General features: G+C 38.5%; 9 protein-coding genes. 5 read left to right on the plus strand and 4 right to left on the minus strand.

What is annotated here, in order from left to right:
- Both AC1DND_RS04060 and ade read left to right on the plus strand, forming a co-directional pair.
- Positions 1–1,384 (plus strand): transketolase C-terminal domain-containing protein (locus AC1DND_RS04060; protein WP_477579326.1); only part of this gene is annotated, 1,384 nt, incomplete at its 5' end.
- Between the two features lie 4 nt (positions 1,385–1,388).
- On the plus strand, positions 1,389–2,810 hold the full coding sequence (gene ade, locus AC1DND_RS04065; protein ID WP_477579328.1) for an adenine deaminase: 1,422 nt from the start codon (positions 1,389–1,391) through the stop codon (positions 2,808–2,810).
- Between the two features lie 150 nt (positions 2,811–2,960).
- On the opposite strand, the gene AC1DND_RS04070 is transcribed toward ade, so the two are convergent.
- Both AC1DND_RS04070 and AC1DND_RS04075 read right to left on the minus strand, forming a co-directional pair.
- Positions 2,961–3,569 (minus strand): SprT-like domain-containing protein, encoded by a 609-nt coding sequence (locus tag AC1DND_RS04070; RefSeq protein WP_477579330.1) that lies wholly within the window; start codon positions 3,567–3,569, stop codon positions 2,961–2,963.
- 380 nt (positions 3,570–3,949) lie between these two features.
- Complete coding sequence (locus AC1DND_RS04075; protein ID WP_477579332.1) at positions 3,950–6,217, minus strand: helix-turn-helix domain-containing protein; 2,268 nt, start codon at positions 6,215–6,217, stop codon at positions 3,950–3,952.
- Positions 6,218–6,837: 620 nt separating this feature from the next.
- Between AC1DND_RS04075 and AC1DND_RS04080 the strand changes: the two genes are divergently transcribed.
- Positions 6,838–8,421, plus strand: a complete 1,584-nt coding sequence (locus AC1DND_RS04080; protein WP_477579334.1) for a peptide chain release factor 3 — start codon at positions 6,838–6,840, stop codon at positions 8,419–8,421.
- Positions 8,422–8,502: 81 nt separating this feature from the next.
- Here the strand turns inward: AC1DND_RS04080 and AC1DND_RS04085 are convergent, their stop codons facing one another.
- Positions 8,503–10,023: a glycoside hydrolase family 32 protein gene (locus AC1DND_RS04085; protein ID WP_477579336.1), complete on the minus strand. Its 1,521-nt coding sequence runs from the start codon at positions 10,021–10,023 to the stop codon at positions 8,503–8,505.
- Between the two features lie 56 nt (positions 10,024–10,079).
- Positions 10,080–11,123 carry a helix-turn-helix transcriptional regulator gene (locus tag AC1DND_RS04090; protein ID WP_477579338.1) on the minus strand — a complete coding sequence of 348 codons (1,044 nt, stop codon included), beginning with the start codon at positions 11,121–11,123 and terminating at the stop codon, positions 10,080–10,082.
- A gap of 1,026 nt (positions 11,124–12,149) precedes the next feature.
- On the opposite strand from AC1DND_RS04090, the gene AC1DND_RS04095 reads away from it, so the two are divergent.
- Both AC1DND_RS04095 and AC1DND_RS04100 read left to right on the plus strand, forming a co-directional pair.
- Positions 12,150–13,247 carry a slipin family protein gene (locus AC1DND_RS04095; RefSeq protein ID WP_477579339.1) on the plus strand — a complete coding sequence of 366 codons (1,098 nt, stop codon included), beginning with the start codon at positions 12,150–12,152 and terminating at the stop codon, positions 13,245–13,247.
- Positions 13,248–13,309: 62 nt separating this feature from the next.
- Entirely contained in the window at positions 13,310–14,734 is a 1,425-nt protein-coding gene (locus tag AC1DND_RS04100; RefSeq protein ID WP_477579340.1) for an RtcB family protein, read from the plus strand.
- The last annotated feature ends 78 nt before the right edge of the window (positions 14,735–14,812 follow it).

The following is a 14,812-nucleotide window of genomic DNA, read 5'->3' on the forward strand; positions in this document are numbered from 1 at the left end:
GGCCATTGGTTATGGTGTAGAGGGTATTCAGATAAATGGGAATAATATTTTAGAAGTTTATGATACCATCAATCAACTGGCTATGGAAATCCGAAAAGATCCAAGACCGGTTTTGGTAGAGTGTCTAACTTTCAGGATGCGTGGCCATGAAGAAGCATCGGGCACGAAATACGTTCCGCAAGAATTGTTGGACGAGTGGGGAAAGAAAGATCCTTTGAGTAATTACGAAGCGTATTTAATTGAGCAGGGTATTTTAACCTCAGATTCAATTATCGACATCAAAATCCAGGTTAAAAGAGATATAGAGCTGGAAGTTGAAGAAGCTTTTAAAGAAGATGAGCCGATTACTAATGCCGATCAGGAAGAGGCTGATATGTATTTTCCTTACCAGCAAGATGTTGTCCAACCTAGTCAAATTTCTACAGAAAAAAGATATTTAGATGCAATAACTGATGGATTAGACCTGGCCATGCAAAAGTATTCTAATCTCGTTTTAATGGGGCAAGACATTGCCGATTATGGCGGGGCTTTTAAGATTACAGATGGTTTTACTGCTAAATATGGCAAAAGCAGAGTCCGCAATACCCCTATTTGCGAATCGGCCATTGTGGGGGCAGGTTTAGGCTTATCCATAAATGGCCATAAAGCTGTTGTAGAAATGCAATTTGCAGATTTTGTAACCGTCGGCTTTAATCAGATCGTGAATAACCTGGCCAAAACGCATTACCGTTGGGGCGAAAAAGCCGATGTAGTGGTGCGTATGCCCACGGGTGCCGGAACAGGGGCTGGACCATTCCATTCACAAAGTAATGAAGCATGGTTTACCAAAACACCAGGTTTAAAAATTGTTTATCCAGCTTTCCCTGAAGATGCGAAAGGTTTGCTGTTGGCAGCGATTGAAGATCCAAACCCAGTGCTTTATTTCGAGCACAAATACCTCTACAGAAGTTTAAGCGCTCCTGTTCCTGATGGCTACTATACTACAGAGATTGGTAAAGCAGTTAGGCTTGCCGAAGGAAATAAATTTGCGATTATTACTTACGGGCTGGGGGTACATTGGGCTTTAGATTACCTGAAACAATATCCTGAAAGCGGCGCTACATTAATTGATCTGCGCACGCTACAGCCCTGGGATAAAGAAGCAGTAAGGGCAGCGGTTAAAGCAACAGGAAGGGTTTTAATTTTGCATGAGGATACCTTAACCAATGGCTTTGGCGCCGAACTATCTGCCTGGATTGGAGAGCACTGTTTCTCTTGTCTCGATGCACCTGTAATGCGCTGTGCAAGCTTAGATACGGCAATTCCAATGAGTAAGGTATTGGAGGAAGATTTTTTAGCTAAGGCAAGATTGGCAGAAACGATTGATAAATTATTGAAATATTAAGAAGGTGGTTAATTGTATAAACTGTTTTAGCGATCCACACGAAATTGCCAACGTTTGTGGTATGGAAGGTGTAGAATTTATGATTGAAAATGGCAATACCGTGCCTTTTAAATTCAATTTTGGTGCCCCAAGCTGTGTTCCAGCTACCATTTTTGAGACGGCCGGAGCTGAATTGGACCATGATGATGTAAAATCACTTTTAGAACGTCCTGAAATAAAATACCTCAGCGAAATGATGAATTTCCCAGGTGTACTTTATAAAGATGAAGAAGTTTTAAAAAAGATTGCGGCGGCGCACCAGTTGGGTAAACCTGTTGATGGGCATGCCCCGGGCTTACGTGGCGATGCTGTTCAACAATACATCAATGCCGGAATTTCTACCGATCACGAATGTTTTACTGCCGAAGAAGCATTGGATAAATTACAGCGCGGCATGAAAATCCTCATCCGTGAAGGAAGTGCGGCAAAAAATTTCGAAGCCTTAATCGATCTACTGAACGATTGGCCAGAAATGATGATGTTCTGCAGCGACGATAAACATCCTGATAGTTTAGTCGAAAACCATATTAATCAGCTCTGTGCAAGGGCAGTAGAAAAAGGGATCAATATATTCAATATACTCCGAGCAGCCTGCATCAATCCTATTCTTCACTATAAATTAGATGTTGGCTCACTCCAAACCAATGATGATGCAGATTTTATTGTGCTTGAAGATTTAAAAACGTTCAAGGTTAAACAAACCTATATCGATGGCTTATTACTTGCTGAGAATGGCAAAACAGTTGGCAATTGGGTAAAACATGTCGAAGATCGAGAATCGGTAAACCATTTCGATTGCAGTTTGAAAAAGGAAGAAGATTTTATTTATCCCTTCAGCGGACAAAAAGAAATTCCAGTTATTGAAGCATTGGATGGGCAATTGATTACCAACAGAATATCTGCCAAACCGAAAGTTTTAAATCAAAATATCCTTAGTGATCTGGAAAACGATGTTTTGAAAATGGTGGTGGTAAACCGTTATCATGATGCGCCTATCGCAGTATCCTTCGTAAAAAACTTTGGATTAAAAGAAGGCGCCATTGCATCAAGTGTTGCACACGATAGTCATAACATTATTGCTGTCGGCGTAGACGATAAAAGTATCTGTGAAGCCGTAAATCTGGTGATTAATGAAACCGGTGGCGTAGTGGCATTGGGAAATGGGAAAAAAGAAGTTTTAGCTTTACCGGTAGCAGGCTTAATGAGTAACCATAACGGTTATCAGGTTGCAGAAAGTTATACTTCAATAGATCAATTTGCGAAAGATTTAGGCTCTACTTTGCTTGCCCCTTTTATGACGCTTTCTTTTATGGCCTTATTGGTGATTCCACACTTAAAATTAAGCGATAAAGGTTTATTTGATGGGGATGAGTTTAAGTTTGTGTAGCTGATTTGTCATTCTGAGCGCAGCGAAGAATCTGTTTACTATTGACACTTCAAATGACATTAATCTAAAGTATCTTCAAACGCAAAATGTAATTGCAGAGCTATTTTGCAAAAGATTCTTCATTGCATTCAGAATGACAGCAAATTAATCTTATTCCACTACAAAAACCTCTGCCAAAGGATTAAACAGATATAGCCGTTTATCATCTAAACAAATACAGCGGTACCGCTTCCTAATGCGTTCGCCTTTGGTAAAACGCCGGCCATCTYTAATTTTAAAAGTGGTATTAATCGGCAATTGCTCTAAATGTAAAGTCTCGGTTTTATTGCTATCGTATTTTTTTAAGGCTCGCGATAAATGAAGATCAGAACAGCTGGATGCCGCCGGGTTAGACATATAATTATCAATCGCTTTGTGGATATCGGCCGGAAAGATATTCAGTTCAAAAAAGGGAACCATCATCCGCTGAAAGTTCTTCTTCCACTCTGTGCCATGCGGTTTTACTTTATTCTTGAAGTCGTTCCAGGTGAGTAAATGCGCGAACTCGTGTACGGTAGTAACCAGAAAGGCATAATGATTGAGGTTAAAATTCACCGAAATGCGGTGCCCTTTGCCCTGATAAGGATGGCGGTAATCGCCCAGTTTTGTAGAGCGGGTTTTAGAAATCTTAAATTCGCACTGAAAATAATCTATCCATTTTGCAATTAGCGGTGCCGCTGGTTCGGGCATGTACTGCGCTAAAACTTTAACCTTTTCCACGGATGCTAAGATAAATAATTTTAAGGTTTAACCACAAATGGCACAAAGTTTTACACAGATAAAACAGAATTCATCATTGCTTAACCACAGAGATTCACTGAGCTTACACAGAGAAAACAGAGGCAATTCTAATAACCATTTACAACAAAGTTTATAAACTCAATTAGATAAATAATCTGTTTTGGGAAAAATGTTCTGTACATACTTAAACATACAATCGTCACCCTGAATTTATTTCAGGGTCTTTATTCAGGAAAGATGCTGAAACAAGTTCAGCATGACGATCAGATTTATAGAACAAACGCTCCTTATAAGCGCGTAGTAAACCTGGCCTGCACTTCCATTTTTGTTCTTAGCTATCTTTGCGGTTAGATTTCGACCTATTCCTCTGATGGGAACAACGATGCCAGCACCAATTTAATCTCCCCGAAAGAATAATCTTTACCTAAAAACTCCCTTATCGTGGCCATAGATTTTGTTTTCTGACTTTCTATTGCATCGGTAATGTTTTTGATTTTATTGGCCTTTACCAGTTTGGTTACATCCAATTGTTGTGTAGAAACATAATAGGCCAAATGTCCCTCAATGGTACCGGCAGAAAAGCCACGTTCTTTTGCAATTTCATCGATGGTTTTGCCCTGCTCATACAGCTCGAAGCTCACTAACTTGGTATCAATCTTTGGCTCTTTTTTCTTTTTCTCTGCTGCAGATTTTACTTTAAGCGTTTCTCCTTTTAGCTGAATTGCTTTTTGGAGTTGGTTGTTTCTTTCAACCGTATTCAACAGTGCATCGGTATCGGCTTTGCTAAACTCTTTCCCAGCGATGAGTGCCTGCAACAATGCTTTACTTTTGTGCATTTTCTTTAACTGCTCATACACCAAAATTTCTAGCTCTAACAGTTCTGTAACATAGGTTTTAATCTGCTTTTCTTCCTTTATCACTTCAATTTGAGCGAGAAAACGATCTGAAATCTCCTTAACCAGTGGATTAAAATATTTTAAGGCAGCCTCTACCCTTTTCGATACGTTAAATAAAGTATGTTCGGTTTGCTGTGCGAACAGGTTTTTGAGCTGATTAACAAACGTATCGGCTGTGGCTGTTATTTTTTGAAAATCGGTATAAACAGTATCAGTCCAATCTTCGTGTTTTTGCTTGGTCGATTTTTCACTTTTATCAAAAGTCTGACGATGTTCTTTTAAGTAATAACGGATCAGGTTCAGATCAAATGCCGCAAGCAAATAACTGCGGATAAAAGTATAACTCTCTATACTGATCTGCTCGTTTAGCACCTCGGAAGGTTGTTTCGTTTTAGAAAAGTAATGTACATTTTGGTCCTGTTGCAAACCACTATCGCGCAGATGAGAGGTTAAAACCAAACCCTTCAAAGAGCGTAAACGCGACAAGGCTACATAAGCCTGGCCAGGTGCAAATGCATCACCTACATCAATAATGGCCTTATCAAAGGTTAAACCCTGACTTTTATGCACGGTGATGGCCCAGGCCAGCTTAATCGGATATTGGATAAACGATCCTGCTACATTTTCTTTGATTTCGTTGGTTGCTTCATCCAATTTATATTTTACGTTCTCCCAGGTATAGGGTGAAATCTGGATCACCACTTTGTCTTCAGGCAGTTCAATTTCAACTACATCCTTTTCGATATGATGTACCACACCGATCTTACCATTGTAATACCGCTTTTCGGCAGTCATATCATTTTTGATGAACATTACCTGTGCACCAACCTTTAACTCTAAACTTTTATCATTCGGGTAAGCATATTCACTAAATTCACCCTGAATCTTTGCCTCAAAAAAGTAAGATTTAGTTTTCAGCTGGGTTAATCTTTCACGGTTGATGCTATCAGCTTTATTGTTATGGGTGGTTAAAGTGATATAATTTTCATCTGCCGAGGGTTTAAAATCCTGTTTGAAATGCTGCCTTAATAATGCAGTATCTTCAGCAGTAATTTTGTTGTTCCGTAGGTTGTTCAGCAAATCGATAAAAACAGCATCGTCCTGACGGTAAATTTTATCCAGTTCGATATAAACCGGTGGATTATCCTGCAGGGCCAGGGCATCGAAGAAATAAATACTCTTATAAAACTTAGCCATGATGCGCCACTCATCATTTTTTACCACAGGTGGCAGCTGGTGCAGATCGCCTATAAACAATAACTGTACTCCGCCGAACGGAAGGTTTCTGTTCCTGCGTACATAACGTAAAGCGAAATCTATGGCATCGAGCATATCGGCCCGCAGCATACTTACCTCATCGATAACAAGTAACTCCAGTTCCTGCAACATGCGGCGTTTATTGCCTTGCATGTTTAAGTGTTTCACTAGAGTTTTGGCCGTATTGAAGTTAAAATTGATATTTTCATTGATCAAGGCGCCGGCAGCATCAGGAAAAAATGCCCCAAAAGGAAGTTGAAAAAGCGAATGGATAGTTACCCCAGCTGCATTGATTGCAGCAATACCCGTTGGTGCCACAATTAAGGCTTTTTTGTGCGTAAGCTGAATGAGTTTCCGTAGAAAAGTTGTTTTACCTGTTCCTGCTTTTCCGGTCAAGAAAACGTGTTTTGAGGTATAATTAACAAATTTGGCCGCAATTTCTGCGGGCATAGAAGTTTCTTCTAAAGTGGGCATCGGCAGTAAAATTTTAGTCAACAATAAACGGAGGGATGAATAAAGCYAAACATTTTAGCACAAAATTAAACAATGATTGATGAGAAATTTTAAATTTTATTGGATAATTTTCAGCGAGCACTTATTCAAGCCACATTGGATCTTCAAACGCTATTAACTTTAAGCGCAAGAGCTGTCAGTCTGAGCCTGTCGAAGACCTTTTGATAGTTAAACAAATAAAACATTTGTCCTTCGACAAGCTCAGGATGACAATGCTTTTCTATCTATCACGGAGCAGAACAGTTCATTAATCTCAATTAGCAGAATAAAAAACCTCAATAGAATTACTGGAGAAGCAACATAAACCTGACAGAAACGGCAGCTCCCGGCCCAATTTTACATCCGGATTCGTCGGGACTATAGTGTATGGCAGGGCTACAATAACGAAAGAACTACTGTCCCTACTTTTCCAAAGTATTGCTAATATTTAGATCTATTTAACAAAACAATACAACATCCTAACAATTAATAATAAAGCTTTTTCTTATCTTTGCGCCCTGATGAAACAACAATATTCAAATCTTATCGCTGTTAAATTCCTTTAACAAGGTTTCATCACTCTTTACACCCAAAATTTTATTATGCTTAACCCTGAAATAGAAAAACGTAAAACCTTTGCCATTATTAGCCACCCCGATGCGGGCAAAACCACATTGACAGAAAAATTTCTGCTTTTTGGTGGCGCTATTAATACTGCTGGTGCGGTAAAAAGGAACAAAGCGAACCAGAGTAATACCTCCGATTTTATGGAGATCGAAAAGCAACGTGGTATCTCGGTTGCGACTTCAGTAATGGGTTTCGAATATAGTGGTAAACGCATCAATATTCTCGATACACCTGGTCACAAAGATTTCGCGGAAGATACCTACAGAACTTTATCGGCGGTAGATAGTGTTATTTTGGTGGTAGACTGTGTAAAGGGTGTGGAGGAACAGACCGAAAAACTGATGTCGGTTTGCCGGATGCGTAACACCCCGGTGATTATCTTTATCAACAAAATGGACCGTGAAGGTAAAGAGGCTTACGATTTATTGGATGAAATTGAAGAAAAATTAAATATCAGCCTTTGTCCGCTTTCCTGGCCTATAGGCCAGGGACATACATTTAAAGGTGTTTACAGCATTTATAACAAACATTTAAATTTATTTAATTCCGATAAGACCAAAGTAACCGATTCGGTTGTGGCGGCAAGCGATTTAAATGATCCATCTTTATTAAATTACCTTAAAGAGAACGAAATCAACACATTGAAAGATGATGTTGAATTGGTTGATGGTATCTACGGTAAGATAGATAAGGATTTATATACCGATGGCTTGGTTGCACCAGTATTTTTTGGCAGTGCGATTAATAATTTTGGGATAAAAGAACTCTTGGACACCTTTATTGATATTGCCCCGAGCCCTCGACATAGAGAGGCTGAAGAGCGTGATGTACTGGTTGAAGAGAAAAATTTCAGTGGCTTTGTGTTTAAGATCCACGCCAATTTAGATCCAAAACACCGCGACAGGATTGCATTTTTAAGGATCTGCTCGGGTAAATTTGAACGCAATAAATTTTATTACCACACCCGTCAGGATAAGAAACTGAAATTCTCCAACCCGATGGACTTTATGGCGAACGAAAAAAGTATTGTGGAAGAGGCATGGCCAGGTGRCGTTGTGGGTTTATACGATAGCGGTAACTTTAAAATCGGCGATACCTTAACCGAAGGTGAAAAACTGCAGTTTAAAGGCATCCCTAGTTTCTCTCCATCTATTTTTAAAGAGGTAGAAAATATGGACCCAATGCGTACCAAACAATTGGAAAAAGGCATTGAGCAGTTAACCGATGAAGGAGTTGCACAGTTATTCGTGATGCAGCCTGGAAACCGGAAAGTGATCGGTGCGGTTGGCGAACTTCAGTTTGAGGTAATCAACTTCAGGTTAGAGCACGAATATGGTGCAAAATGCCGTTTCCGTACTCTGAGTTATACCCGTTCGAGCTGGGTAACTTCTACCGACAGAAAGAAACTGGATGAATTTGTAAAACGTAAACAACAGCACATCGGTTTTGATAAAGAGGCTAATCCAGTTTATTTGGCCGATAGTGAATACATGATTAATTTAACCAAACAGGATTATCCAGATATCGAATTCCATAAAACCAGCGAATTTAAAAATTAACTTTTGAATAATTGAGTGATTGAATGAGGGAATATTGGCAACAGCACTAATAAATTCATTAATTCAATCACTCAAATTCAATCATTTTCGTTTACTCATATCCCAAACTTTAAGGCTATTTAAAACCGCTTTACCTCCTGTGGAAAAGGCGGCTAAACCTGTGGCTTTTTCATCAGGAAAAATCATCGTGGTAATTACTTTTTCGCCACCATTCACGAAAACTTCTAATGAAGATTTATCGAGCAAAATCTGGAGTTTTATTCTACCGTTTAACGGACTCACGGTTATGGTTTGAATGATGTTCTTATCATTTTTAACACCTTTCTCTGAACGTGAGCAATCTACATAAAGTTGTTTTTTAACAGCATCATAGCCCACTTCAACTTCCTTAACAACATTTTCTTTCTCATCCTTTAGTTGTGCAAGCTTAAAACCTAAGTTTTTTGCATCCTTAACAGAAAATTCGGCATCAATCCAATACGAATTTTGGCTGGCAGCTAAGTCGATATCCTGATCGATAACAACATTTTGCCTCGTTATAACCTTACCACTTGAGTGTTTTTTAATATTATCGGCAATCAGGCTGGCCGGTTGCTGAAACAGCCTAATTCCTTCGGGTGTAGTTTTTAAAGATAAATCTCTTGGGATAGACATCTGTCCTTTCCATGGGAATGTTTCTTTACCGCCAGGTTGTAACCATCCCAATAAAATCCGCTGTTTTTTTGGCGCATCGTTCCATGGAATGGCGGCATAAAAAGAATCGCCTTCATCAACCAATAAGGTTAATTTTCCATCATTGTCGTTCTTAAAAGTCTTGCCATCAAAATCACCTACAAAATACTGCATTGTTGGCCCCTTTGGTCCAAATAATGATATTGCCAAAACCCACTTTGTAATGTTCTTATTTCCGTCAACGGCCAGGGGAATAATAAACGGGCATTCCCAACCACTCGCCTGATTACCCTGTTTACCGAAATCACTCAGCATGGTCCAATCTTTCAAGTTTTTTGAGCCATAAAACCTTGCCTGATGCTCATCAACCATTGCAACAGTCATAATCCATTGTTGAGAGGCCTCGTGCCACCATACATTAGGATCTCTGAAATCTTTTTTATTTAAATCAATAATGGGATTTTTGGCATAATTKGTAAAGGTTAACCCTCCATCATTGCTATAGGCCATATATTGAGATTCATTCCGTTGCTTAGGTAGATCTGCTGTATAAAAAGCAACAACGGGTGCCTGTCCTTTCCCCAATCCACTTACATTATGTTTATCTAGCACAGCCGAACCTGAAAAAATCATGGTGGTGGTGTCATTTGTAATTTTTTCCGGAATAGCAACCGGAAGGTGCTTCCAGTTTACCAGATCTTTACTGGTGGCATGGCCCCAGCTCATATGCCCCCATTTATTTTCGAACGGATTGTACTGATAATAAAGATGAAATTCCCCATTCAGATAAATTAACCCGTTTGGATCGTTTAACCAATTTGATGGTGCAGTGAAATGATAATTTGGCCTCCATTGAGGCGTATGCCGTTGAGCGAAAATACTTATCGAACAGCACATTAGAAAAGCTAGAATATATTTGGTCTTGAACATAATTAAATTCAAATTACACATAAGAATCCAATTACTAAAACGTTTAACTAGTTTCTTCAGGACTTTATAAAAACTTTTCCTTCATCAATGCTTTCGTATTGCTCATAAGTTTGCGCCAATCTTCTTTTGATTTTTGAAATCAACAATCGTGGCGAAAGCACTTTAACACACTCTCCAAAGCCTAAAATTTCGCGTTCCAGTTCATAGTTTAGTACCACATCGATCCTAAAAGTTGTTGTTTTCTCGCTCTTACTTAATACTACCTGCGATTGATGCATTGGTTTCGTTACGACATAGGGCGCATGGTCATTTGTAAATTCGAGGATCACTTTCTGCGCACGGTCCCTTTCGCTTTTCGTTACACCGATCAGATCTTCATAATACCGATCGAAATCTACTCCTTGATAACTTACAAATTCTTCGTTAGGCAATTCCTGAAATTCTACTATCCTATCCAATGCCAAATTTAAGATCCCTGGCCGTTTTTTCGCTTTACAGATCAAAAACCATCTGTTTCTGTATTCTTTTAACAGATACGGATAATAAATTCCTTGTTGCGATTGTTGCGCCTTGAAAGACTTATATTCGATTAATAGTGAACGTTTGTTTAAAACAGCCTGATATAATGGTGGAATACATTCCAAACCCTTAACGAGCTTATTACTTTCCAATTGAATATTATTGCCACTCTGTTTCGTCGATTTGTAGAGGTTATTTTCTAAACGGGCGATCATATCGCTCATTTCGTCGAAATAATTAAAGGCATTAAACTGTTTCAGTACACCTACAATTTCTTTCATTTTATCTACATCAGCGTTATTGATTGGTGCTTTGGTAATGCTAAAACCAGCTTCTTCGTAGGCATAAAAGCGTTTATCTTTCACCACAATCGGTGCATTATAGCCAAGCTTATCACTCCGCATGAGCTGGATATCTGCCTGAATGGTCCGCTTGCTTACCCCGGTGGTAATTCCTTCGAGCTCGTATAACGTTGCCGATACCTTTTCGATAAGATCTTCTAGTGTCCATTTACGGTAACGGTTCTTCAAACAATCGTCGATGGTTTTATACCGGATGAGTGCCAATTTATTTACTGCCATTTTTAATCAATTTGAGTTTGAAGCTAAAAAATCTGATTGAAAAGCTTAACTAAATATAGCAAAGCATTTATAATCTACGCAATACAATTGCGTAATGGGAGGATAAAAGAAAAAATACAATGTAAAAATTAAATTTATCCATCTAATTATCAACCAATTATATATTTTATACCAAAATAAATTTTACTGCGCAAATCTGCCGCGTAGTGGTGGTGGCATCTTTGTAATGTCGCCAGTCGATAAAGTTCTTTGATAAATATTAATAACAACAATCTGATTGATAGAAACAGTTTACTGTTCTAAATGATACGCGCTCTCGTTTATGCTGCTCCGGTTTTAACTGGATCAGCATTCACCAACATGAAGCCCCTGTTCGGGATACGCCGGACAGGGTTACATTAGTAAAGGTTATCACAATCAGGTTAATATAAAGAAATCCCGAAAGGGATGGCAATACTAAATAAAACTTATCCAATGTTGCGGGTTTCGGAATAGCCCCAAAGTATTCGGGCAATTGCGTAGAATATGCTGATAAGAATTATGATAGATTGTCTAAACACGTTGTGTGTCGTGGGTTCGAATCCCACTTCCGATATTATTCGGAATAATTCAGGGGTAGAATAACAACCAAACCATGCAGGTTCGAATCCTGCTTCCAACCATCACTTGGAATAGCTAATTGGTAAGCGTTTAGGACTCAAACTCCAAAACAAAAAGAAGAGCAACTTTTAAAATCGCTCAAAAGAACAGCATTGTAAAACCGCATTCGGCTTTAAGATTTTTAATAAATCTGAAACGCAATTTGCCTTTTGCTTTGAAAGTAAAAACGATGAAAGAGCTGATTTAAAAATCAAATTTCGCCGAAAAATTTATTTAAATCCTCGGATTTAACTACTTGCCAAAGCTTGATTTCATTCTTAAAAACATCAAGATTCAATTTGCTTCCGCAAGAAAAAAATGAATGTGCTTTTGCAATGCTTTGTAAAACAAAAATTAAATAATTATAAATCTTAACATCAAAAAAACATGAAAAGAGTAACAATTAACACCAATTATGTTGGATTGGTGTTTAAAAAAGGAAAATTAAAAAACGTTTTAACAGCTGGAACTTACTGGTTAGGTTTCGGTGAAGACATGACTTTGTATGATATGGCAAAAGAGTACTATTACACAGTTGCCGAATTGGATATCTTATTGGAAAACACAGATTTTGTGAATTTAATTCACTTGGTAAGCGTTTCCGATAATGAATTGGCCTTGGTTTATCAAAACAAAAATTTCAAGAACGTTTTAACAGCTGGCAGACACGCCATCTGGAAAGGTTTGTCGGCATATAACTTTGTTAAGGTAGATATCAGTAACATCAAAATTGATGAAACCATTGATAAAAACTTATTGGAGAAAGCACCATTATTGAATTATATCAGGGCTTATAAAGTAGAATCTTTCGAAAAAGCTTTATTGTTTATTGATGGTAAATTTGAAACCGTATTGGAAGCAGGAAACTATGTTTACTGGAAAAACAGCACTACTGTTCAAGTTTTGAAAACCGATATGAGGCAATTGAATATGGAAATTATCGGGCAAGAAATCTTAACCAAAGATAAAGCACAATTGAGGGTAAATTTCAGCATTCAATATAAAGTGGATGATATCATTAAGGCCTTATTGGAGAACAAAGAATTTGAAAAACAATTATACATCACCATGCAATTGGCGTTAAGGGAATGTATTGGCTTAATGACTTTTGACGAATTGATGGAAAGCAAAGAAAAAATTGCCGAAATGGTAATGGCCATCACCTTGGATAAGGTTGAAAACTTGGGCGTAAAACTAACCAATTGTGGGGTTAAAGACATCGTTTTACCTGGTGACGTTAAAGAAATTATGAACCAGGTTTTAGTTGCCGAAAAAAGAGCCCAAGCCAATATCATTACCCGGAGAGAAGAAACAGCATCAACCAGAAGTTTGTTGAATACAGCTAAATTGATGGAAGACAATGCAATGTTGTACAAGTTGAAAGAGATGGAATATGTAGAGAAAATCGCAGAAAAAATCAACAACATCAGCTTATCAGGCAGTGGACAAATTGTAGATCAATTGAAGCAAATCTTCGTAAAATAAATTAAATTTAGAAACCCTCGGTCAGGTGAGTATTACCTGCCGAGGATTGAACAAGAAATAAAATGAACAACAACATAACAGGTAATAACCTGATCGAAATAGGTTATTCCGAAGGAAAAATAGTAGGCATAGCATTAGATATCCTGAAAGAAAATTTCGCGAATATTGAGGAAAAAGAATTATTGGCCTTATTTAAAAAAGTAAAAGAATACCCGGAAAGTTTTTTGGATGACGAGGTATTAAATGTATTGGCAACTGCTGTGATCGAGGAAGCCAATCCAAAATCAGATGGGACCATTGAACTAATCAACAATGCTAAAGATTATTCAATTTTCGGTGCCGATTATATAGAAGAAGGTGCCCGAAACCAAATGGATATCGCCATGAAACTGCCAGTTTCGGTAGCTGGGGCATTAATGCCCGATGCCCATCAAGGCTATGGTTTACCAATTGGTGGCGTATTAGCGACTAGAAATGCAATTATCCCTTATGGTGTCGGTGTAGATATCGGTTGTAGAATGGCTTTAAGTATTTTCGATATTCCAGAGAAACATTATTTTGGGAAAGATGCAATGTATAAACGCGAATTAATTGCTTTCACCAAATTTGGTGCGGGTCAGAATTTTAAAGGTAATGAAAGGGCTGATCATGATGTTTTAGAAAACGACGCTTTCAACGCTACTCCTTTTCTTAAAAATTTACACGGAAAGGCTTGGGCACAACTGGGTACTTCGGGTGGTGGAAATCACTTTGTAGAATGGGGGATTATTGATTTTGCCGAACGTGATGAGATTTTAAATATCGATAAAGGACGTTACGTAGCATTATTGACCCATTCGGGTTCCCGTGGTTTTGGCGCAACCATTGCAGGTCATTACACCAAACTGGCTAAAGACATATGTAAACTACCTAAAGAGGCTGTAAACCTGGCTTATTTGGATTTAAATTCTGCCGAAGGACAAGAGTATTGGATTGCCATGAATTTAGCCGGCGATTATGCTTCAGCCTGTCATGAGGTGATCCACAAAAGATTAACCAAGGCAATTGGCGCTAAAGTTTTAGCCAAGGTAGAGAACCACCATAATTTTGCATGGAAAGAAATGCTTGATGGAGAAGAAGTAATTGTCCACCGAAAAGGTGCTACACCAGCAGGTAAAGATGTGATGGGGATTATTCCAGGAAGTATGACCGCACCAGGATTTTTGGTTAGGGGAAAAGGCGAAATGAGTGCAATCAATTCAGCATCTCATGGTGCGGGACGTCAAATGAGCCGGACCAAAGCGATTCAATCGATTACCAAATCGGATATGAAAGCGATTTTGAAAGATCATAATGTTACCCTAATTGGTGCAGGTTTAGATGAAGCGCCAATGGCCTATAAAGACATCAACAAAGTGATGGCAGCGCAAACCGAACTGGTTGATGTAGTGGCCAAATTTGAACCTAAAATGGTGAGAATGGCTGATGATGGAAGCAGGGAGGATTAGTTTTTAGCCTGGAGTCCTTAGTCTGGAGTCTACTGTACAGTCGTCACCCTGAATTTATTTCAGGGTCTATCTCCCAAT

The organism is Pedobacter sp. 01N416 (assembly GCF_056399685.1).